This window comes from Roseobacter sp. GAI101 (genome assembly GCF_000156335.1).
GTDB lineage: Bacteria > Pseudomonadota > Alphaproteobacteria > Rhodobacterales > Rhodobacteraceae > Sulfitobacter.
The window spans coordinates 2405090-2426754 of record NZ_DS999213.1; the positions used below are offsets into that span (position 1 = coordinate 2405090).

Annotated in this window: 18 protein-coding genes and 1 pseudogene; 8 read left to right on the forward strand and 11 right to left on the reverse strand. The window is 59.8% G+C overall.

The genetic code is table 11. From position 1 onward, the window contains the following. Positions 1-81 precede the first annotated feature (81 nt). Entirely contained in the window at positions 82-1140 is a 1059-nt protein-coding gene (gene zapE / locus RGAI101_RS11225; RefSeq protein WP_008227939.1) for a cell division protein ZapE, read from the forward strand. Between the two features lie 63 nt (positions 1141-1203). On the opposite strand, the gene RGAI101_RS21270 is transcribed toward zapE, so the two are convergent. The 5 genes from RGAI101_RS21270 to RGAI101_RS11250 form a co-directional block, all read right to left on the reverse strand. Beyond that, positions 1204-1740, reverse strand: a complete 537-nt coding sequence (locus RGAI101_RS21270) for a hypothetical protein (protein WP_008229236.1) — start codon at positions 1738-1740, stop codon at positions 1204-1206. Between the two features lie 96 nt (positions 1741-1836). Then, the gene (locus RGAI101_RS11235; RefSeq protein WP_008228419.1) at positions 1837-3111 is read right to left on the reverse strand and encodes a bifunctional folylpolyglutamate synthase/dihydrofolate synthase; all 1275 of its coding nucleotides are present in this window, start codon (positions 3109-3111) and stop codon (positions 1837-1839) included. Next, on the reverse strand, positions 3108-4052 hold the full coding sequence (gene accD / locus RGAI101_RS11240; RefSeq protein ID WP_008226378.1) for an acetyl-CoA carboxylase, carboxyltransferase subunit beta: 945 nt from the start codon (positions 4050-4052) through the stop codon (positions 3108-3110). The genes RGAI101_RS11235 and accD overlap by 4 nt, the downstream gene beginning before the upstream one ends. Positions 4053-4110: 58 nt before the next feature. Further along, positions 4111-5001: a CPBP family intramembrane glutamic endopeptidase gene (locus RGAI101_RS11245; protein WP_008228683.1), complete on the reverse strand. Its 891-nt coding sequence runs from the start codon at positions 4999-5001 to the stop codon at positions 4111-4113. After that, positions 4998-8099: an ABC transporter transmembrane domain-containing protein gene (locus tag RGAI101_RS11250; protein ID WP_050763202.1), complete on the reverse strand. Its 3102-nt coding sequence runs from the start codon at positions 8097-8099 to the stop codon at positions 4998-5000. The genes RGAI101_RS11245 and RGAI101_RS11250 overlap by 4 nt, the downstream gene beginning before the upstream one ends. Positions 8100-8250: 151 nt before the next feature. Here RGAI101_RS11250 and ilvD point away from each other — a divergent pair. From ilvD to RGAI101_RS11270, 4 genes and pseudogenes are all read left to right on the forward strand, one after another. Then, positions 8251-10016, forward strand: a pseudogene (gene ilvD, locus RGAI101_RS11255) (dihydroxy-acid dehydratase). Continuing rightward, positions 9997-10617, forward strand: coding sequence for a hypothetical protein (locus tag RGAI101_RS22410; protein ID WP_037228040.1), 621 nt, complete (start codon positions 9997-9999; stop codon positions 10615-10617). Before ilvD ends, RGAI101_RS22410 begins: the two are co-directional and overlap by 20 nt. Positions 10618-10714: 97 nt before the next feature. Continuing rightward, positions 10715-11488, forward strand: coding sequence for a DUF6478 family protein (locus RGAI101_RS11265; protein ID WP_008225217.1), 774 nt, complete (start codon positions 10715-10717; stop codon positions 11486-11488). 11 nt (positions 11489-11499) lie between these two features. After that, a complete protein-coding gene (locus RGAI101_RS11270) occupies positions 11500-11871 on the forward strand; it encodes a hypothetical protein (protein WP_008225017.1) in 372 nt (123 codons plus the stop codon). A gap of 130 nt (positions 11872-12001) precedes the next feature. Here RGAI101_RS11270 and RGAI101_RS11275 read toward each other — a convergent pair whose 3' ends face one another. Genes RGAI101_RS11275 through gpmI form a run of 3 tightly spaced genes read right to left on the reverse strand, consistent with a single transcriptional unit; the run spans position 12002 to position 15989 of the window. Next, a complete protein-coding gene (locus RGAI101_RS11275; RefSeq protein ID WP_037229435.1) occupies positions 12002-13339 on the reverse strand; it encodes a S41 family peptidase in 1338 nt (445 codons plus the stop codon). Between the two features lie 14 nt (positions 13340-13353). Next, positions 13354-14475 carry a murein hydrolase activator EnvC family protein gene (locus RGAI101_RS11280; protein WP_008229129.1) on the reverse strand — a complete coding sequence of 374 codons (1122 nt, stop codon included), beginning with the start codon at positions 14473-14475 and terminating at the stop codon, positions 13354-13356. Beyond that, entirely contained in the window at positions 14472-15989 is a 1518-nt protein-coding gene (gpmI, locus tag RGAI101_RS11285; protein ID WP_037229438.1) for a 2,3-bisphosphoglycerate-independent phosphoglycerate mutase, read from the reverse strand. The genes RGAI101_RS11280 and gpmI overlap by 4 nt, the downstream gene beginning before the upstream one ends. A gap of 184 nt (positions 15990-16173) precedes the next feature. Here gpmI and RGAI101_RS11290 point away from each other — a divergent pair, with 184 nt between their 5' ends. From RGAI101_RS11290 to polA, 3 genes are all read left to right on the forward strand, one after another. Next, entirely contained in the window at positions 16174-16353 is a 180-nt protein-coding gene (locus RGAI101_RS11290) for a zinc-finger domain-containing protein (RefSeq protein ID WP_008225330.1), read from the forward strand. 41 nt (positions 16354-16394) lie between these two features. Beyond that, positions 16395-17024, forward strand: a complete 630-nt coding sequence (locus RGAI101_RS11295) for a TIGR02117 family protein (RefSeq protein WP_008225104.1) — start codon at positions 16395-16397, stop codon at positions 17022-17024. 127 nt (positions 17025-17151) lie between these two features. Beyond that, positions 17152-19947, forward strand: a complete 2796-nt coding sequence (polA, locus tag RGAI101_RS11300; RefSeq protein ID WP_008227952.1) for a DNA polymerase I — start codon at positions 17152-17154, stop codon at positions 19945-19947. Positions 19948-19958: 11 nt separating this feature from the next. On the opposite strand, the gene RGAI101_RS11305 is transcribed toward polA, so the two are convergent. The 3 genes from RGAI101_RS11305 to RGAI101_RS11315 all read right to left on the reverse strand — a co-directional run bounded on the left by RGAI101_RS11305 (position 19959) and on the right by RGAI101_RS11315 (position 21623). Beyond that, positions 19959-20186 carry a DUF2798 domain-containing protein gene (locus RGAI101_RS11305; protein WP_008226372.1) on the reverse strand — a complete coding sequence of 76 codons (228 nt, stop codon included), beginning with the start codon at positions 20184-20186 and terminating at the stop codon, positions 19959-19961. After that, positions 20183-20950, reverse strand: a complete 768-nt coding sequence (locus RGAI101_RS11310) for a hydroxypyruvate isomerase family protein (RefSeq protein ID WP_008227894.1) — start codon at positions 20948-20950, stop codon at positions 20183-20185. The genes RGAI101_RS11305 and RGAI101_RS11310 overlap by 4 nt, the downstream gene beginning before the upstream one ends. Positions 20951-21044: 94 nt before the next feature. Further along, a complete protein-coding gene (locus RGAI101_RS11315) occupies positions 21045-21623 on the reverse strand; it encodes a DUF1285 domain-containing protein (RefSeq protein ID WP_037228047.1) in 579 nt (192 codons plus the stop codon). Positions 21624-21665 lie beyond the last annotated feature (42 nt).

Below are 21665 nucleotides of genomic sequence, written 5' to 3' on the forward strand. Positions count from 1 at the left end.
ATTCCATTTGGCGGGCTCAAGACGCATACCCAATGGCTTGCACTTCTTTTCAAAGGCCCCCGCGCGTTGTAAGCCACAACCATGACCGATTTACGCACCCTTTATGACCAACGCATCGCGGACGGCAGCCTGACGGCAGACCCCGCCCAAGAAGCCGTATTGCCGGAACTGGATCGCATCCGGACGGCCCTGATGAACCCTGAAAAGAAAGGGTTTTTCAGACGTGCCCCTGAACCGCCCAAGGGGCTGTATCTTTGGGGGGGCGTTGGCCGTGGCAAGTCGATGCTGATGGATATGTTCGCGGCAAATATGGGCGATGTGCCGGTGCGCCGGGTCCATTTCCACGCCTTCATGCAGGAAATTCACAGCGCCATGCACGAGGCCCGCAAGACCGGCGTCGATGATGCCATTGCGCCTGTCGCTGAACAGGTTGCCGCGTCCGTCAAGCTGCTGGCCTTTGACGAAATGCAAATCAGCGACATCACCGACGCCATGATCGTCGGTCGGTTGTTTCAAGCGTTGTTCGCTGCGGGGGTGGTCGTGGTGACGACCTCGAACCGTGTGCCGGATGATTTGTACAAAGACGGTCTGAACCGTCAGATTTTCCTGCCATTCATCGAATTGATCAAAGAAAAGATGGAGGTCTGGGAACTGACCAGCCCCCGTGATTACCGGCAGGACCGGCTGGCGGGCACGCAGTCGTATTTCACCCCGGTGAATGCCGAAAGCCGCGCCGCGATGGACGCGGTCTGGAGTGACCTTGCCGGCGGTGAGGGGCAGGAACTGACCCTGAGGGTCAAGGGGCGCGATGTCGTCATACCACAGTTTCGAAATGGCGTGGCCCGCGCGGGGTTTCACACCCTCTGCGGACATGCCTTGGGGGCTGCGGATTATCTGACCTTGGCGGATGCGGTGCGGGTTCTGCTGCTTGATAATATCCCGACGCTGGGCCGGTCAAATTTCAACGAGGCAAAGCGTTTCGTCACGCTGATCGACGCCCTTTACGAGGCCAAGGTTCGCCTGATCTGCTCGGCAGCGGCATCGCCCGAAATGCTTTACCTTGAAGGCGAAGGCATCTTTGAGTTTGAACGCACGGCGTCCCGCCTGCGCGAGATGCAGGCCGAAGGATGGGGCACCTAGAGCCCCGGAGGTTCGCATCCTGCCCTGCCAAGGTTTTCGCCACCCGGCGCGCCAGCGAAGCTGTCAGAACGATCCTAAAGATGCTGCAGGGGCGACGTGGGCAAGGGTTTTCGGCGGGTTTTGCGCAAGCTGGATGGCGCTGAGCAGACTTGCCGTATCAAGCCGCCCTGTCTGGGTCAGTAACGCGTCAGGGGGTTTGAAATGCCCCCTTGCTGCTGCACTGTTCAGAAGGGAATCAATATAGGCGTCTGACTTTTCAGCGCTGATTGCCCAGACCAGATAGGATCGCAGGGTATGATCCTTGTCCGTGCCATCAAAAGATTTCACCGCCTGTTCGATCAGCGAAGGCATATCCACCGCCCCATCAGCCTGCATCCGGTGCAGCATTTCTGCAGTAGTCAGCGGCGTTGCCCCTGCGACCAGCGATGCCGGTAATATCTGTTCAGCCCCGCCAATGTCGTGTTCCAGAACCGGTGCCGCGTGGTAAGGACCGCGCCCCTGATCCAGGATCAGGAAACCGACCGTGACAACGGCGACCAGACAGAACAATGCGATCATCACCTGTTGAAAAAAGCCATGTTGCGTTTGTGTGGTGATCACCAGAAGGCCCCCCAGGAACGTGAATGAAGTACACGTCGATCTTAGGGGACCAAAAAATGATAATTCGTAAACGCCTCGCGGTTCAGCACAGAAAAACTAGCTGTTTTCCCTCAGCACAGCCCCCGCCAAATACAAAGAGCCGCAAATCAGAACACGTGCGTTGCTATCCAGCGCGTTGATGGCCGATAGAGCCTCTTGCACGCTGTCCGATTGAACGGCAGTCAAGCCTGCGCTTTCGGCGGCATGGGCTGTTTCAGCAGCAGGCAACGTTGCCGCTTCACCCGGAATGGATACCGCAAAGAGCTTGTCTGCATGGGCCGCAAGCGGGCGCAGATAGCCGCCGATGTCCTTGGTGTTCAGCATGCCGCAGATCAAATAGGTCGGGCGTTTGGGCATGTCCTTTAGCAAGGCGGCGATTGCGTCGCCCGCAGCAGGGTTATGCCCGCCATCCAGCCAAAGCTCGGCATGGGGTGCCGTGTCCACCAAAGGGCCCTTGCACAAACGCTGCATCCGCGCAGGCCATTGGGCCTGTGTCACGGCGGCCTCGCAAGGGCCGGACGCGATCCCCAGATGTCGCAGCGCGGCAAGGGCAGCACCCGCATTGGATATCTGGTGCGCGCCCAACAGGTTGGGCTTGGGCAGATCCAGCAAACCGGTCTCGTCCTGATACACCATGCGGCCCGCTTCTGCGCCCACATGCCACTGCTGCCCGTAAGCCAGCACAGGGGCCATATGGCGCGCGGCCTCGGCCTCTATCACGGCCAGTGCCGCGTCCTGCTGGGGGCCAACGACGCACGGCACGCGCCGTTTGATGATGCCCGCCTTTTCGCCTGCAATCTCGGCCAGTGTATCGCCCAGATATTGCTGGTGGTCGATCGATACCGGTGTGATCACCGTCAGCGCTGGCGCGTCGATCACATTGGTCGCGTCCAACCGCCCCCCAAGGCCGACCTCAAGCAAGGTATAGTCGGCAGGAGTCCGTGCAAAAGCCAGCAAAGCGGCACAGGTCGTGATCTCGAAATAGGTGATGTTTCCGCCACCGTTGGCGTCGTAACATTCGTCAAGAACCGCCGTAAGATCAGGTTCGGAAATCAGATCGCCAGCCACACGGATACGCTCGTGGAACCGCGCCAGATGGGGCGAGGTATAGGCGTGCACCCGGTGACCTGCTGCCTCAAGACCTGCGCGGATCATCGCTTGGGTCGACCCCTTGCCGTTCGTGCCGGCAATATGGATCACCGGCGGCAAGTCGTTTTGCGGGTTGCCCAAGGCGTCCAGCAACCGCCACATCCGGTCCAGGGTCAGATCAATGATCTTGGGGTGCAGCGCCATCATGCGCGCCAACACCGCATCAGAGGTTTGGACGCTCATTTAGCGGGATTTTCCACCGTTTCATCCGGGGTCAGCGCATGCCGCAGATCGCCCCCTTCGGTGGGGGCAGGCAGATCACCACGCACCTCAGGCGGCAGGTTCATCAACATCCGCGTGATGTTGATCAGCTCGTCGCGCAGTTTCGGGCGCGGTGTCACACGGTCCAGCATCCCGTGATCCAACAGGTATTCAGCGCGTTGGAACCCTTCGGGCAGCTTTTCGCGGATGGTCTGTTCAATCACCCGCGGTCCGGCAAAGCAGATCAGCGCGCCGGGCTCGGCGATCTGGACATCGCCCAGCATCGCATAGCTGGCCGTGACGCCCCCCGTTGTCGGATGGGTCAGGACGACGATATAGGGCAGGCCCGCTTCTTTCAGCATCTGCACCGCGACCGTGGTCCGCGGCATCTGCATCAGGCTCAGGATGCCTTCTTGCATGCGCGCGCCACCGGCGGCGGAAAAAAGGATCAGCGGGCGCTTCAGCTTGACCGCTTCCTGTGCCGCCGCGATGATCGCGTTGCCGACATACATCCCCATGGACCCCGCCATGAAGGAAAAGTCCTGGGCGGCGGCCACGATCGGCGTGCGCCCCATCTCGCCCGTGACGACAAGCATCGCCTCGGCTTCGTTGGTCTGCTTCTGAGCCGCTTTCAGGCGGTCGGGATATTTCTTTTGGTCACGAAAGTGCAGAGGGTCCGGCGTCGGCGCGGGCACTTTGACTTCGTTGAAGACGCCGCCGTCAAACAGCGCGTGAAAGCGGTCGCGCGGGCTGATGCCCATGTGATGTCCGCAGCTGGTGCACACATTCAGGTTGTCCGACACTTCGCGGTGAAACAGCATCGTGCCGCATTCATCGCATTTCGTCCAAAGGTTATCGGGCGTCTCGCGGCGCGAGAAGATCGAATTGATCCGAGGACGGACGTAGTTGTTGATCCAGTTCATGGCGAACCTCTGCTGGCAGTTTCGATCTCCAAATAAGCTGCCGCTTCGTAAATTGCAATCAACGCCGGATCGCCAGACGTGCGGCCAGCCAACTGACAAGCATAAAGCCGAAATCCACAGGCAACCAGGCACGCAACGCCTCGGTATCCTCCATCGAGAAGGGGACCAGATACAGCGCAAGGCCGGACAGGTCATCGGGCATCGAGGCGATCAGGATCGCGGTCACGTTATTGCAGAAATGCACCGCAATCGCAGGCCCCAGCGACCCCGAGCGCGCGGTAAGATCGGCCATCAGCATGCCGAAGACGCCGGCCCAAAGTGCGATCAAGATGGCGTTTTCCCCGGCCTGATCCGGCAGATAATGCCCAAGCGCGAACAGGACCGATGGCAGCACCATCCAGATCAGCGGCGAATTGAACCGCGCCGCCAACTGCTGCTGGACATAGCCGCGAAAAACAATTTCCTCGGCGCTGACCTGGAGAAGCACGAAGATCAACGAAAAAGGCAGCAAAAGCACCCATTTGCCAATCGCCATGTTGGACACGAAAGGCGCACCCAAATTCCACGGCGGCAACAGGAGGGTCACAGCGCCAATCACCACCAAAATCCGCACAACAGCGAAAAATTGCGGGACCGCAAGGCTGATCGGCCCGATCAACCCCCATACGGACCGCCGGTGGATCACCCGCGTCACGACGGCAACACCAACGATCATCAAGCCGAAGCTGCCCAACAGGAAAAACATCGCGACCGGCGTTCGGCCCGTCAGCAGGTCGTCGTAAAAGTTGCCGTAGTCCGGTCCCAGAACGTTGAACAATGTGTTGAAAAACAGATTGTTGAGCAGCAGATAGATGGCCGATGCCGCAAGAAAGCCGACAATCAGCTTCCAGATCGCGGCAGACGCGACCGCCGGGGCGAAAAAGGCCTTGTGGGCTGCGTATCTGTTCATGGCTGGCCGTCCTGTGTGGGAGGTGTCCGCTTTGCATCGTCGCGCGGGATATGGATACCTGCGGTGCGCAAAAGCTCTGCAGTCCCCGTCAGGTGACCGGACACGGTGCGCAGCAAGCTCAGCAGGATGACGGGATCATTTTCGATCACCGACCGGAACTGATCCGCACCGATCCGCAAGAACTGGCTGTCTTCGGTCGCGCTGAAATCAAGCTGGCGGGGTTCGCTCATGATGACGGCAAGATCGCCAATCAGGCGGCCTGCCTCTACGGTCGAAATATGCAGTTTGGTGCCGTCGGGTTCCGTCCAGTACAATTCACCCATACCGGAAAGGCACAGGTAAACCGCGTCCGCAGGTTGCCCCGTCGAGAAAATCCTTTCGCCTTTCTTGACCGGAAACCACTGTGCCGCAAAGGCCAGCAAGCGCTGGTTGCGCGGATCAAGGTTGCTGAACATGGAATTGCCGGCGATGATCCGCAGCTTGCGACGCAGATCGTCGGAAATGCTGTCGTCCTGATTTGGCGTTTCGCTTTGCGCCACCCCGTCAACACGCCCGCCCCGTATCTTGACAAAGATGTCAAAGTCTTCCGGATGGGAAAAATGGTCATCCAGATAAACCTGCGTCATCTCGGGCAGCAAATTCCCCAAACGGTCGCGCAGCCGCCTGAAGCCCTCGGCATCCTGCCCGGCAAGCGATTGGTTGAACACCAGGATATCAGGGCGTTTTATCGCAGCCCGGCTGAACGAGGCGCGTTCCTGGAACGACTGCGAAATATTCGAGCCTCCAATGCTGGTCGGGACATCAAACACCGTGACGGCAACCGCTTTTTGCAGGTCATGCGCCTTGAAGATTTCCAACACCAGATCCAGCACCAGATCAGCCTGCAAACCTGCCACGGCAGAAATGCGGCCATACAGGACATTTTCCAGAATTGTCAGACGGGGCAGATAGTTCTCCGGGCTGATCGGCACGAAAAGATCCTTTGCCTTTTCACGCATGGCAGCGCCCTGATGTTTGCGGATCGCCAGGATCTCCTGCTTGAAGGTCTCGGGGAAGCCCGGGCCGATTTGTTCGGCGGTAAAGGCAAAGGGCACCGTAAGCAGCAACGAAAACTCGTCCTCGGTCAGCGCGGCATCACCTTTGTTGCGGCGGCGCATGGCGATATCGACCAACTGCTCGTAAAGCTCTTCGTCGATCCCCAAGGCGGTGAACAAGGGGTGATCGGTGCCATCCCTGCCAAAGGTCTGGTGCAAGGTTTCGACCAGTGTCTGTGAAATCGCGACGCCCTGTTCCGCAAGGCCCTGTTCGATGATCATCGCAAGAAACCCTCGCTCCGAGGCCAGCCCGGCCTGCGAAATGTTGCGCAAGGGGGCCGCGAACATCAGGTTGCCGCCCAAGGCCAGCGCGGGGTTGAACTTGTCGGGATCAAAGCGGTGCACCACCTTGTCCAGGCCCTTTTCCTTTAGTTTCTCATAGACCTCCTCGCGCAGCCCCACGATTGCGGCGGCCAGCTTGGGGCGGCTTTCCGGGTCGATGCGATCGGTGACCATCCGCTGGAACATCACGTCCTCACCGTCCACCGACTTCACCAGCTGGTACCACCAGTCGTTGACATCCTCGAGCGTATCAAGCCCGGCTAGTCCAGGGTCCAGCCAATCCGCTTTGGTACTGTCAAGGCTGTTGCCGGCGCGGGCGGCTTCGATGGCCGACATGTCCCGCTGCTTTGGATCCCACAGCACGGTCTTGGGGCTGGTACGCAAGGACATCAGCAAGTTATCCCCGATCGTGCCCTTGAACAGATAGGGATGACTGTGCGCATAGCCGATCCTTGCGGCCAGTACGGCCTGATGCAGCCCCGCCAAATCATATCCCGCCATCGTGATATGCCCGCGGGTCGGAGACACCTCCCGCGTTAAAAGCTCGGCGATCGCGGTGCGTTCCGTCTGGTTGGGTATTTCGATGGCCACACGCGCACCCATCGGTATTTCAATGTTCAGATCGTCCAGAATTCTGGTGCCGTCATGGTTGCGCAACGTGACATTCTGAAAACTGATTGGCCCCTTAAGGTGCGGGATTTCATCAGGCTCGCCCTCGAACAGCTTGGCATCGATCATGCCGCGCGGCGCAAAGCGTTCGGTGACCACGTCCCACCGCAGCGACATGTCCTGTGTCTGGTTGTAATAGGTCAGCAGTTCTTTCCACGGATTGGACAGGTCCTTGTAGGCGGCAAGGGCCGCGACCAGCGCGCCGACCGTGATCTGCCCCTTGATCGCAAGATACCCCCCGACCGAATAGAAAAAGAACGGGGTGAGCTGGGTGATGAAGTTATTGAGAAACTTCATGAAAAATTTCTTTTGGTAGATTTCGAACCGGATTTCGAAAAGGCGGCCCAGCCGGTCCGTGAACGCCGCCAACCGGTACCGCCACCCGCCATTCGCCCGCAAATCCGAAATTCCGGCAGCGGTTTCGCCGATTTCCGACGAGAACGAGCGCACCTGGATGATCCGCTTTTTGTTCAGCACGTTTATCTGCCGCTGCAACATCGGGATCAGATAGGCCTGCAGCGGAATAAGCGCCACGCCCGCCAGCCCGAACCAGGGCGATTGTATGAACAAGAACAGCAAGATGATCAGCATCTGCCCGGCCTGGAACACCGGCTGTGCGACGGCATCCCCCATCAGACCGCCCATCGGTTCTGCCTCGGAGGTCACCATCGACACAAGTTCACCCTGACTGGTGTTCTCGAAATAGCTGCGCGGAAACCGCATCATCCGCGCAACAAGCTGGTAGCGGAAGCGGCGCAGCAGACGTTCGGACAGGACACCTTTCATCGTGTTCAGCCTCATCTTCATCAGGCCATGCACCAACACCGCGCCCAGATAGCCGAAACACAGCAGCATCAGGAATTGCACCTGGGTAACCTGCACGCCGAACAGATCAAGCACCTCGACGTCGGACCCGATGGCATCGTTGATGATCCGCTTGGGCAGTTCGAGCGTGACGTATAAAATCGGGAAAGTGACGGCCGTGAGAACCAGCAAGATCAGCTGTTCCCGGCGGGAATATTTCCAGATGAAGGAAAAAATGGATCGCTCCATGCGGGACACTTTCGCTGGGGGTCAGGCGCAGCCTGCGGGTGAAGGTCAACCTAAGCCGAGAGGCGCGCCACTTCAACCGACCGCTTGAGCCTTGCGGCGCAGGGGCTGGATGGTTATTCCGGTGTAAACGTCTAATCAGGGAGGCTTTCTGATGTCCACCAACACCCGTTTCGATAAATCCAAACTGCCCAGCCGGCATGTTACCGAAGGACCGGAGCGCGCGCCGCACCGGTCCTATTATTACGCCATGGGCATGACGGAAGAAGAAATCCACCAGCCTCTGGTCGGTGTCGCCACCTGCTGGAACGAAGCCGCCCCCTGCAACATTTCCCTAAACCGCCAGGCCCAAGCCGTGAAAGCCGGCGTGAGGACACAGCAAGGCACACCGCGCGAATTCACCACCATCACCGTGACCGACGGCATCGCCATGGGCCACGAGGGCATGCGCTCTTCCCTTGCTTCGCGCGAAGCCATCGCTGACACGGTCGAATTGACCATGCGCGGCCACTGCTATGACGCGATCGTCGGCCTTGCGGGCTGTGACAAATCCCTTCCCGGCATGATGATGGCGATGATCCGTCTGAACGTGCCGTCCGTGTTCCTCTATGGCGGGTCGATCCTGCCGGGCAAGGCCCCTGCCGGTGCCGATGTTCCCGCCGATTTCGCCAGCCGCGATCTGACCGTGCAAGACATGTTCGAAGCCGTTGGCAACTTTCAGAACGGCACGATGTCCGCAGCCGCGCTTGAAATCCTCGAGCGTGTGGCCTGCCCGAGTGCAGGTGCTTGCGGCGGCCAGTTCACCGCCAACACCATGGCCTGTGTATCCGAAGCGATCGGTCTGGCGCTGATGAATTCCTCTGGCATGCCAGCGCCTTACGAATCGCGCGATGCCTATGCAGAGGCGTCCGGCGAAGCGGTCATGAACCTGATCGAGAAAAACATCCGCGCCCGTGACATCTGCACCCGCGAGGCGTTCGAGAACGCGGCGCGCATCGTCGCGTGCACCGGCGGATCGACCAACGCCGGTCTGCACCTGCCGGCGATGGCACACGAGGCGGGCATCGATTTCTTCCTTGATGACGTTTGCGAAATCTTCCGCGACACGCCGTATTTTGTCGATATGAAGCCCGGCGGCTCGCATGTCGCGAAAGACCTTTATGACGCAGGCGGCGTGCCCGTCGTGATGAAGGAACTGCGCAAGGCTGGTTTGCTTCACACCGATTGCATCACCGCGTCAGGCCGTTCCATCGGCGAAGAACTGGACATGATCGAACGCGAAGCGGACGGCAAGGTCATCCACCCAATCAGCACCCCGATCAGCAAGACCGGCGGTGTCGTGGGCCTGAAAGGCAACCTTGCCCCCGAAGGTGCCATCGTGAAAATCGCCGGCATGTCCGAGGAAGACATCGTCTTTACCGGTCCTGCGCTGATCTTTGAATGCGAACAGGACGCGTTCGAGGCCGTGCAAAATCGCGCCTATAAAGAGGGTGACGTTTTCGTCATCCGCAACGAAGGCCCCGCAGGCGGTCCCGGCATGCGCGAAATGCTGGCGACCACCGCAGCCCTGTCCGGTCAGGGCATGGGCAAAAAGGTCGCCCTGATCACCGATGGACGTTTTTCGGGTGCGACCCGCGGCTTCTGCGTGGGTCACGTCGGCCCCGAAGCAGCCCATGGCGGCCCGATCGCCCTGCTGAAAGAGGGTGACATGATCACCCTGAACGCCATCGAAGGCACGATCAGTGTCGATGTCAGCGATGCCGAAATGGCCGAACGCAAGGCGGCATGGCCCGGCGCACGCAAGACCAATTACCAAAGCGGCGCGCTTTGGAAATACGCTCAATTGGTCGGCCCAACCTATCTGGGGGCCGTAACCCATCCCGGTGCCAAGCCGAAACCCATGACTACATGGACCTTTAAGGGTCCGTTAGCTGCCCTTGCGCTGCTCACCCTGATCGGCTGCGAAGCCGGTCAGGGGGCGAAACTGGCACCCGGCGCGTCTTCGGGGGCCGGCCAGCAGGCAGCACGTCCACTGTCACGTACGCAAATGGCGGGCGGCGTCGTTCTGGTCGCACCTTCCGGATTTTGCATCGACCGGACCAGCCTTGAACCGCGGTTTGCCGTGATGGCCCGCTGCGACGGGTTGGGTGTCGCCCCGACTGGCGGCGGTGCCGCCCCGCGTGGCCTGATCACCGTCAGCCTCACCAAACGCAAGGCAGGATCACTGCCAACGGCAGCGCAGATCGCCACGGCATCCCAATTGGCAGTCGTGGATACTGTTGAAGAAAGCCAGGATCAGGTAACATTCCGCGCGCAAGGGCGTATTCCGGTAAGCGGTCTGTCCGCGACACAATGGCGTGGGGTCGCACATATCGGCGGCCAGACGGCGGGCATCGCGGTCTACGGCCCCGAACGGTCAGAGATCGTCACAAAGATCGGTCGCGCGATCATGCACCAAATGATCAACCGCAGCATCGAGGCGACCCCAAAACCTGTGCAAACACCGGCAAAACGGAATTGAGGTGCCGGTTTTCTGGCCCAATTCATTTGATACGAACCATTTCAACGGATAGGGTTTCGAAAAACAACCCTCACAATAATCGGGGCATCGGGCATTTATGGCCAAATTTGGCATTCAGCTTTTAGACAAGGCACTGTCTGCGCGTGTGATGCGCCGCTGGGCGAAAAAGGCCAACGCTGCCAAAGACGTCGATCTGGAAACGCTCCGCAAGCAATCAGGCCGCGCGCGGGTGCTGAAGGCCCATCTTGACCACCTGATCCATGTGGCAGAGGAACGCTTGTCCTTGCCGATGGTCGGATCAAAAAAGTTCTTCAAGCCCCATAGCGCCGACTGGTCCTGGCGCCCGCAGCTTTGGCGCGGGCCGTTGCCGACACCGGGGATGTCTTCGGTCCCGTCCAAGGCGGTGCTGGGCGACGAAGTGACGATTTTCCATGACTGTTCGCTGGCTGAACTGGGCATGCGTCAACTGCGCAATCTTCGCGAGGCCGATCTGGCCCCTTATGGCCTGCGGCTGGATGTCTTTCGCTTTGGCGGGTCGTTTCTGTCGCTGGTTCTGGACCTGCCCGACGGGTGCGTCAACGGCCTGAAACGCACGCATCTTTTGCGTATGGACACCATCGTCGAGATGGAAAAACCGATCGAGATTTTTGCCCGTCTGAACATCCGCCATGGGCCGAACACAGAACAGATCGTGCGGGAATTGCCGCTGGACCAGCAGGATATAACGGTGGAATTCGATCTGGCCTATTCAAACCTCAATGAAAAACGCGTCGAAAAAGCGTGGATCGACCTGATCTTTGAAGACCCCGAAATGAACGAGATCGTGTTGCGCGACTTGACCTTCTCGCGTCGCCCCCGCGCCCAGCTTTAGGATCTTTTCCGATGACCAAACTCACATTGACCAAAACCCGGATGATCGAAGGCACGTGGCAGGGCGTCATCACCGGCGCGTCCGATGCCCAGCCTGAAATCTCGGTGACGCATGCGAATATGTCCGTCCCCGATTTCAAGCTTGTCCGGAATGAAACAGCTGATCATTGGGTTCTGACCATCCCCGTGCCCGCCGCTGCAATCGCAGATGGCATCCAGACGGTGCTTGTCATCGACCGTCAGGCCGACCAGAAAATCGGAGAGTTCGTCGTGATCGGCGACGAAGTCTCCAGCGTTGATCTGCGCGCCGAGATGGACCTTTTGCGCGCGGAGCTTGATATGTTGAAACGCGCGTTCCGCCGCCACTGCGTCGAGACCAGCTGATCCCCCGCGTTTAAACTCCTGCAGCCAAGGTCAAACAGGAGTTTTTTCAACGAACCCAACGGCAAAGGGCCGGCCAATACTGGCCAGCCCTTTTTTGTTTCACTTGCGGATCGAACGCCTTGGTGCCGGATTACTCCTTGGGGCCAAGTGCGGACAGACCCTTGAGGATGTCGATGGCGTAGGCCAGTTGGTAATCCTCTTCGCGCAGGGCGGCGGCGTCTTCGGCCTTGGCGCGGTCCTCCATGATCTGTTCGATCTGGTCCTCTGACAGGCTATCGTTGTTCAGGCTGCCGCGCAGGTCGGCCTCTGACCGCAGCGGACGGCGGCTTGTGGTGCTTTCCTCTTCGGTTTCGGGCTTGACCGGGGGCTGTGCCACGATGATGTCCGGCGATACGCCAAGCGCCTGAATAGACCGGCCCGATGGCGTGTAATACCGTGCCGTCGTCAGACGCATGGCCCCTTCCCCGCGCAACGGCATGATGGTCTGAACCGACCCTTTGCCAAAGCTTTTCGTGCCCACGACAATCGCGCGACGGTGATCTTGCAACGCGCCTGCGACAATCTCGGACGCCGAGGCAGAGCCGCCGTTGATCAGCACGACGATGGGTTTGCCCTGTGCCAGATCGCCCGGTGTCGCGTTGGTCCGGTCGCCGTCAACCGCATCCCGGCCACGGGTGCTGACGATCTCGCCCTCTTCGAGGAACGCATCGGACACGGCGATCGCCTGGTTCAGCAGGCCGCCGGGGTTGTTGCGCAGATCGATCACGATGCCACTGACATTGTCGATACCGCCTGCGGCTTCGATCTGTTCTTCCAGGCCTTCCTTCAGTTTTGGATAGGTCTGTTCGTTAAAGGTCGTGACGCGCATGACGACCGCATTGCCCACGGTGCGAGCGCGCACTGCGGTCAACTGGATCGTGTCGCGGATCAGGGACACGTCGAACGGCTCGGTTTCGCCTTCGCGCACCACGGTAATCACGATCTCGGACCCGACGGGCCCCCGCATCAGTTCAACCGCATCGTCCAGCGTCAGGCCCAGCAGGCTTTCGCCATCTACATGGGTGATGAAATCGCCGGCCTCGATCCCCGCTTCCGAGGCTGGTGTGCCGTCGATGGGCGAGACGACTTTTACAAAGCCCTCTTCCTGCGTAACCTCGATCCCCAGTCCGCCGAATTCGCCGCGCGTCTGGTCACGCATCTTCAGCGCGTCTTTCGGTGACAGATAGCTGGAGTGGGGGTCAAGCGATGTCAGCATGCCGTTAATCGCCGCCTCGATCAGTTCTTCGGTATCGACTTCTTCGACATACTGCGCGCGAATGCGTTCGAATATGTCGCCAAACAGGTCCAATTGATCATAGACATTGCCAGCCTTGGCGGTTTCCTGCGCCAGCAAGGGGCCCGCGATCTGTGTTGTCGCAATCACGCCTGCCAGCGTGCCACCCACGGCAGCCATCACGAACTTCTTCATATGCTCATTCATCCTTATTCGGTTCGGAACCACGCCTGCGGGTCCTGTGGAATATTATTCTCTCTTACTTCTATATAGAGCGTTTCTGAACGCTCTACGCCAGCCCCATCACCATTTGGTGACAAAGCGTCGCCATTCGTTGCCGCCGGTCCTCCCATCAGCCCGATCGGCGTGTCTGCGCCGATCACCTGACCGGCCGTTCCATAGACCAGATCCAGCCCCGCCAGCACGAACAGGGTATTTGCCCGCGGTTCAAGAATGATCACGTTGCCCAGATCCAGCAACGGCCCGGTATAGCGGATCGTTGCCGCGGTGGGCGTGGTGACGATCGCGCGGGGCCGCGTCGCCAGAATGATCCCCGGACGGGTGATGCCCGCCGCATCCGTCTCATTGGCGCGGCGCAGGATCAACCCCTGAACGGGCAGCGCCAGTTCACCGATCTGGCCGTCTATGTTCAACGGGCCGGGTGCAATCTCCTCCGACGTCATTTCGGACAGGCCGCTGGCAAAGCCCGCAAGGGTTTCCGAAGTCGATATCAGGATCGCCGTGCGCACCGGATCTTCGGTGAAACGGGTGGGCAGATCTGTGCGGTTCGCCATCGCCTGGTTCAGCTCCGTACGGGCGCGCTGCACTTCGGTCAGACCTTCTTGCAAACGTTCGGCAGCATCAGACTGCAATATGCGCAGGGTTTTGACTTCTTCAAGATCAGCGCGCAACGCATCGGCACGGGTGTTCAACGCCGGCGTCAGCTCTGCCAGCAACATACCTGCACGCGCTGTCCCTATCGGGCCTTGCGGATGCAGGAACAGCGTCGGCGACGGGGTGCCACCCATGCTTTGCAAGACGCCCAACAGTTGCGCGACCTCGCCATCCCGCGATTGCAGCCTTTTATTTAATTGGGCCTCGTTGATTGCTGCCTGACGCAGACCTTCGCGCATGGCCCCCAAGCCAACTTCGAAGGCCTGAATAGTTTGGGTCAGCGCCTTGACCCTGTCCCGTGCACCATCTGCGGCCTCAAGCTGGGCCGATGCGGTTTCAAGTTCGGCCATGGCGCGCCGGGCCTGGTCGGCGGCCTGCGATGCTGCGGCAGGCCCAAGCGGCCAGACCAGCAGGACAAAAGCGCACCAGCGTATCATTCCAGCAGCGACTTTCCAGTCATCTCTGCCGGTTGGTCCAGCCCCATCAACTGCAAAACGGTCGGGGCCAGATCGGCCAAGCGCCCATGACGCAAGCGTGCCCCTTCGGGTGCACCGACCACGGCCACCGGCACGGGGTTCAGCGTATGCGCCGTATGCGCGCCGCCGGTTTCGGGGTCGATCATCGTCTCGCAGTTGCCGTGGTCCGCCGTGATGACCATCGCACCGCCTGCCGCCTCAAGCGCTGTCAAGACGCGGCCAAGCCCTGCATCCACGGCCTCGCAAGCCGCGATTGCGGCGTCAAGATCGCCGGTATGGCCGACCATATCGGGGTTCGCATAATTCACGACGATCAGGTCATAGCCGTCCTTGATCGCTTGCACGAAATGGTCCGTCACCTCGGGGCAGGACATTTCAGGCTGCATGTCATAGGTCGCGACATCGGGCGACTTGGGCATAAAGCGGTCTTCGCCCGTGGCGGCGGTTTCTTCGCCACCGTTCAGGAAAAAAGTCACGTGCGGGTATTTTTCTGTCTCGGCCAGCCGGAACTGACGCAGCCCATGCTGTGCGACCCACGCGCCAAGCGTGTTCACGATCGCGGGCTTGGGGTACATCGTGGTCATGTAGGCCATATGTTCGTCAGAATATTCAGCCATCCCCATCAAGGCAGCCCATTCGGGGCGCTGACCGGTTTCAAACGCACTGAAATCGGGCGCGCCGATGGCGGCCATAACCTCGCGGGCGCGGTCGGCGCGGAAATTCAGACAGAACAGCGCATCGCCGTCCTTGGCCCCCTCGTAGCCGTCCAGTACCGTGGGCGTGATGAATTCGTCGTTTTCTCCACGATCGTAGGCGGCGGAAACGGCAGCGGCAGCGGTTTTCGCCCTGTCGCCCTGCGCCTGAACGATGGCGGCATAGGCCTTGGCAACGCGGTCCCAACGGTTGTCCCGGTCCATCGCGAAATAGCGCCCCGTGACGGTCGCAATCCTGACGCCGTCGGGGATGCCCGCGATCAAATCCTCGAAATATCCAAGCGCCGAACGTGGCGCGACATCGCGGCCATCGGTCAACGCATGGATCACCACAGGAATGTCATGCGCCCGCAACGCTTTTACAGCCGCAAGCATATGGGTCAGGTGTCCGTGCACGCCGCCGTCCGAGACGAGCCCCAACAGATGCGCCGTGCCGCCGGTTTCCTTCAGCTTTGCGACGAAATCCAGCAACGGCGGATTGGTGGCAAAGCTGCCCTGTTCGATAGCAAGGTCAATCTGGCCAAGATCCATGGCAACCACCCGGCCTGCACCGATGTTGGTGTGGCCCACCTCTGAATTGCCCATCTGCCCTTGCGGCAGGCCGACATCGGGACCGAATGTGGTAAGCGTCGCACTGGGGCAGCTTTCCATGATCCGGTCGAAATTGGGCGTGTTTGCCAGCAAGGGTGCGTTGCCCTCGGCGACGTCGCTTAGCCCCCAACCGTCCAGAATGCACAATACGACAGGTTTAAGGGGGGTCATCTGCGCGGTGCTCCGGTTTGTCATCGTCATTTCGCGTCTTTTAGCGGCTGCAAGCGCGATGGTGAACCCAATTCAACCAAGATTAAAAACTTGTAGAGTTTGGGAGCGCCAAAACAATCCGCTCCCCTTGCCCTGAGCGTCCGGTTTGGTCATAACAAAAGCGCACAAAGCCAAGGACCCAACCATGACATCGCAAGCCCCCGAGACCCGTATCGTCAACACCTGGCGCGTCGCCTGCGACGGAAGCGAAGGCGCTTTGGGTCACCCGCGCGTCTGGCTGCAAATCCCGCAGGACAAGGGCTGGGTCGAATGCGGCTATTGCGACTGCAAATTCGTGCATAAGGAATTCGAGGGCAAAGTCTGATCAAAACCGCCAAATGGCTGGGTGTTTTTTCAGTCATCCCGGTGCTTTATCTGGTTGCGGCAATCATCGGTGCCGTTGTTCCCGGCCCGTCCGACCCTGATAGCGGTGCTGGCACACGCGAGGTTTTGCTGGTCAGCGGCCCGATCCACTATGATCTGCTGCTGCCATTGGACACCCTATCCGCGGCCCGCTTTGCGCCACTGATCCAAAAGGGCATCAACCTGGCCCATCCGGAGGCAGAGTGGCTGGTCATCGGGTGGGGCGCGCAGGACTTCTATGCGCAGACGCCAACCTATCGCGACCTGAGCCTTTCGACGCTGTGGCGCGGGATCATCGGGGACAATTCCGTTCTGAGGGTCGATATCATCGGCGCAATTCGGGATGATCTGCCGCTGCGCCGGTTAAAGCTGACCGAATCAAACTACGCCAGATTGCTCGGGAACATCATGGGCACCCTTCAGGTGGGCCCTGACGGGTTGCCGGTTCGGCTGGACGGTGCCGGTTTCACCCCGACCGACGGATTCTTTATGGCAAAGGGCAGGTTCAACATCCTGCGCACCTGCAACGTCTGGATCGGAGAACAGCTGCGGGCCGCAGGCCTGCGCTTTGGTCTTTGGACGCCGATGCCCCTGTCGGTCAGCCTGTCCTTTGATCTGTACCAAGGCGACTGAAGCAGGCTGCGGGACGCTCCGCGGGAAGTTTAATTGGCAAAATGAAGACGCGGTTGCGCGATAAGTCTGCTGGCAGGCCCCGCGGCTTCGTGGCAAAAGAGACCCAATCATTTTAGGGAGCACCGACATGTCCGGCACATTTGGCAAGGGTCACCATCTGCATCTGATCGACGGGTCGGCGTTTATTTTCCGCGCCTATCACGCACTGCCGCCGTTGACGCGCAAGTCGGACGGGCTGCCCATCGGGGCTGTGGCGGGTTTCTGCAACATGCTGCAACGCTATGTCGAAGGCAACCATGGCCCGGACGCCCCGACCCATGTGGCCGTGATTTTCGACAAGGGCAGTCACACGTTTCGCAACGACATGTACGACCTGTACAAGGCCAACCGCGAGGCGATGCCAGAGGATTTGCGACCGCAGATACCGCTGACGCGCGATGCGACGAAAGCGTTCAATATCGCCTGCAAGGAAAAGGAAGGCTATGAGGCGGATGACATCATCGCCACCTTGGCCGTGCAGGCACGCGCCGCCGGCGGGCGCTGTACCATCATCAGTTCCGACAAGGATCTGATGCAACTGGTCGGCGACGGTGTGGAAATGCTGGACGCGATGAAGAACAAGACCATCGATCGCGAGGGTGTGTTTGAAAAGTTCGGCGTTTATCCTGAACGTGTTGTCGATGTGCAGGCCCTTGCGGGTGATTCCGTCGACAACGTGCCCGGTGCGCCCGGGATCGGGATCAAGACGGCCGCCTTGCTGATCAACGAATACGGCGATCTGGACGCATTGCTGGACCGCGCCGAAGAGATCAAGCAGCCCAAGCGGCGGCAGACCCTGATCGACAATGCCGACCAGATCCGCCTGTCGCGCAAGCTGGTGCAGCTGGACGAGGATACGCCTCTGGACTTCACGCTGGAGGATCTTGAGGTGCGCGATCCGGATCCGGACACGCTGCTGGGTTTTCTGGCAGAGATGGAATTTCGCACCCTTTCGAAACGCATTGCTGACGTCCTGGGCCGCGAAGCCCCCGTGATCGAGGCTCCGGCCGTGCCGGATGCGCCCGAGGCGGCGGATATTCCGTTTGAGGCCGGCAATTACGAACACGTCAGCGATGCCGCGGCTTTGCAGGTCTGGATCGACCAGATTTACGAGTTCGGCTATGTCGCCGTGGACACCGAAACCACCGGGCTGGATGAAATGGTCGCCGAACTGGTTGGCATTTCGCTCTGCGTTCAACCCGGCAAGGCCTGCTACATCCCCCTTATCCACAAGACCCACACGGGCGATGATCTGTTTGGGTCGGAGGATCTGGCCGAGGGTCAAATCCCGACCGAGGAAGCATTGCGGATGTTGACGCCGATGCTTGAAGATCCGTCGATCATGAAAATCGGTCAGAACATGAAATATGACAGCAAGATTTTCGCCCAGCTTGGGATTACGGTCGCACCGATTGATGACACCATGCTGCTGTCTTACGTCATGCACGCGGGTCTGCATGGCCACGGGATGGACGCCCTGTCCGAACGGTATCTTGGGCATACGCCGATCCCGATCAAGCCCCTGCTGGGGTCGGGGAAATCGGCGGTGACCTTTGACAAGGTACCGCTGGCGCAGGCCGTGCCCTATGCCGCCGAAGACGCCGATATCACCCTGCGCCTGTGGCAATTGTTCAAGCCACAACTGCACCGAATCCAGGTGACCAAGGTCTACGAAACCCTCGAGCGACCGCTTGTGCCGGTTCTGGCCGCGATGGAACGGTCGGGCATCAAGGTGGATCGCGACACGCTGAGCCGGATGTCGAATGCCTTTGCGCAAAAGATGGCTGGCCTTGAGGACGAAATTTATGAACTGGCCGGGCGCAAATTCAACGTCGGATCGCCCAAGCAGCTTGGCGAAATCCTGTTCGACGAGATGGGCCTTGAGGGCGGCAAGAAGGGCAAGACGGGGGCCTATGCCACCGGTGCCGATGTGCTGGAAGACCTGGCCACGGAACATGACCTGCCCGGCCGCATTCTGGACTGGCGGCAACTGTCCAAGCTGAAATCGACCTATACGGACGCGTTGCAGGATCACATCAACAAGGACACCGGGCGCGTGCACACGTCCTATTCGATTGCGGGGGCGTCAACGGGGCGTCTGGCATCGACAGATCCGAACCTGCAAAACATCCCGATCCGGTCCGAGGAAGGCCGCCGCATTCGCGAGGCTTTCGTGGCCGAAGAAGGCAAAGTTCTGGTAGCGCTCGATTATTCCCAGATCGAATTGCGCATCCTGGCGCATATCGCGGATATTCCAGAGCTGAAACAGGCGTTCAAGGACGGGATCGACATTCACGCCCTGACCGCATCCGAAATGTTCGGCGTGCCGTTGGACGAGATGACGCCAGACATCCGCCGCCAGGCCAAGGCGATCAACTTTGGCGTCATTTACGGCATTTCGGGGTTCGGTCTGGCGCGCAATCTGCGCATTCCGCGGGCCGAAGCGCAGGGGTTCATCGACCGCTACTTTGAACGCTTCCCCGGCATCCGGACCTATATGGACAACACCAAGGCCTTTGCTAAGGAACACGGGTTCGTACAGACGCTGTTCGGCCGCAAGATCAACACTCCCGAGATCGGTGCCAAAGGCCCCCGCGCCGGTTTCGCACAGCGTGCCGCGATCAACGCCCCGATCCAGGGCACCGCTGCCGATGTAATCCGCCGCGCGATGATCCGCATGCCCGCCGCGATCAAGGACATCCCCGCGACGATGCTGCTACAGGTCCATGACGAACTGCTGTTCGAGGTCGAAAAAGGGGCCGAGGACGCCTTGATCAAGGCCGCGCGGGACGTGATGGAAAACGCATCGGAACCTGTCGTAAAGCTGGATGTAAAGCTGATCGTTGATGCGGGCAAAGGCGCGAATTGGGCCGAGGCGCATTAAGGGCGAAGGCCCTAAGCGTTCTTTACCATCCGGGCGACAAGCCTGCGCGCCAGGGGGGCGACGAACAGCACGGTTGGAAAAGCGACCAGCCAGCTTGCCCCCCAGGCCCCCATCCACAGGCCGAAAATCCCGTCGACCATCCCCGTGGCGCGCAGTGTGGCGATCCCCGACACGATCAGGGACATCAGGCCTGACAGGATAAAGCCGAACAGTATCGGCGCGAAACGAGGGGCGATCATAGCATTTTCATCCAGTCCAGGCTGTTTTCCGTCACAGGACCGGGGTGGTATTCGCCGCTGATCCAACCGCCGTATTCGCAGGATTTCAGCCTGCTGAAAAGGGCCGCGAAATCAATCCGGGCAATTCCCGTACCTGTGCCGGGTGCCGTGCGGTCCGGACCATCGCCGATTTGCACGTGACAGATAAGATCCTGATATTGATCAAATACCTTGACCGCATCGCCATGGATCACCTGCGCATGATAGCTGTCATATTGCAGGCCGACGTTGGCCGCGTTAACGGCCTCCAGAATGTCTTGGGCCAGTTGATAATCATTCAGAAAATAGCCCGGCATCGCGACCGGGTTAAGCGGCTCGATCGTGAGGGTCAGACCCGCAGGCGCGGCATCCGAGGCCCAAACCAGATTGCTGATGAATGTATCTGCTGCGGCAGCACCGGACCCGTCACCTGCCATGACATGCACGAATTTCACGTTCAGCGCTTCGGCATAGCGATAAACGCGAACCATATCGGCGCGAAACCGGTCGACCAGTTCCGGCACCGCCGCAAAACCACGCGGCCCGCCCGTGTAATTCGGCGGTGGCGCGTTGATCAAAATCAGGTCCAGACCGTGGCGCAGGCAGGCACGCTTGGTCTCTTTGACGGCGATGTCATAGGGAAACAGCACTTCGACAGCCGCGAACCCGGCCCTTGCAGCGGCTTCGAAGCGATCAAGATAGGGCAGTTCCTGCCACAAAAGACTTAGGTTGGCAGCAGGTTTCATCGGCCCCCATCGTGCAGTGCGCCGCTTTTTGTAGGATGTCGGCACAGGTCCGGCAATATGCCAGTTTCCGAACCTGTTCCGATTTCACGAACCCTCAGTCGGGAAGGTCTTCCGACGGGATGATCCTGAAAAACGCGCCTTGCGACCAGACCCCGAACCACCCCTCGTGATGGACGCCTAGATCCACCAGCCGATAAAAGCTCTTGCGGTCGATCAGCGCCTCAAGATTGCGGCGGATGCGTACATAGGGCGATGGCTCTCCGCTTGCTTCGTCACGCACGACGCGGATCGGCAAGTCGGGTCCGGCAACGGCAATGTCGTCAAGGTTCGTCTGGAAGGTCAGCACCTGATCGCGGCCTTCGCCCTTGGCTTCGAAATCAATGGCCACGAAAGGTGCGTCCTCGACAGTGATGCCCACCTTTTCGACAGGCGTGACTAGGAAATACTTGTCCTCTTCGCGGATCAGAATCGACGCGAACAGCTTGACCAAACCAACCCGTCCGATCGGCGTGCCTTCGTAGAACCATGTGCCATCACGCTTGATCTGCATGTCCAGATCACCGCAAAACGGCGGGTTCCACTTTTCCACAGGCGGCAATCCGCGTGTTTTTGCAGCAGAAACAGAGGCCGCAAGGCTTGTCGCGCTCGGGGTAACGGTTTTTTGTCCACTCATTGCTTTTGCCATTTCCAGTTCACGAGATACACTTACACATAA

Coding starts and splice junctions, on each gene's coding strand:
- accD (WP_008226378.1), bottom strand. CDS start 4,052: ATGAACTGGATCAACAACTACGTCCGTCCTCGGATCAATTCGATCTTC.
- RGAI101_RS11275 (WP_037229435.1), bottom strand. CDS start 13,339: ATGAAGAAGTTCGTGATGGCTGCCGTGGGTGGCACGCTGGCAGGCGTG.
- RGAI101_RS11290 (WP_008225330.1), top strand. CDS start 16,174: ATGACATCGCAAGCCCCCGAGACCCGTATCGTCAACACCTGGCGCGTC.
- RGAI101_RS11280 (WP_008229129.1), bottom strand. CDS start 14,475: ATGATACGCTGGTGCGCTTTTGTCCTGCTGGTCTGGCCGCTTGGGCCT.
- RGAI101_RS11250 (WP_050763202.1), bottom strand. CDS start 8,099: ATGGAGCGATCCATTTTTTCCTTCATCTGGAAATATTCCCGCCGGGAA.
- gpmI (WP_037229438.1), bottom strand. CDS start 15,989: ATGACCCCCCTTAAACCTGTCGTATTGTGCATTCTGGACGGTTGGGGG.
- RGAI101_RS22410 (WP_037228040.1), top strand. CDS start 9,997: ATGACTACATGGACCTTTAAGGGTCCGTTAGCTGCCCTTGCGCTGCTC.
- RGAI101_RS11315 (WP_037228047.1), bottom strand. CDS start 21,623: ATGAGTGGACAAAAAACCGTTACCCCGAGCGCGACAAGCCTTGCGGCC.
- RGAI101_RS11270 (WP_008225017.1), top strand. CDS start 11,500: ATGACCAAACTCACATTGACCAAAACCCGGATGATCGAAGGCACGTGG.
- RGAI101_RS11235 (WP_008228419.1), bottom strand. CDS start 3,111: ATGAGCGTCCAAACCTCTGATGCGGTGTTGGCGCGCATGATGGCGCTG.
- RGAI101_RS11310 (WP_008227894.1), bottom strand. CDS start 20,950: ATGAAACCTGCTGCCAACCTAAGTCTTTTGTGGCAGGAACTGCCCTAT.
- RGAI101_RS11265 (WP_008225217.1), top strand. CDS start 10,715: ATGGCCAAATTTGGCATTCAGCTTTTAGACAAGGCACTGTCTGCGCGT.
- zapE (WP_008227939.1), top strand. CDS start 82: ATGACCGATTTACGCACCCTTTATGACCAACGCATCGCGGACGGCAGC.
- RGAI101_RS11305 (WP_008226372.1), bottom strand. CDS start 20,186: ATGATCGCCCCTCGTTTCGCGCCGATACTGTTCGGCTTTATCCTGTCA.
- polA (WP_008227952.1), top strand. CDS start 17,152: ATGTCCGGCACATTTGGCAAGGGTCACCATCTGCATCTGATCGACGGG.
- RGAI101_RS11245 (WP_008228683.1), bottom strand. CDS start 5,001: ATGAACAGATACGCAGCCCACAAGGCCTTTTTCGCCCCGGCGGTCGCG.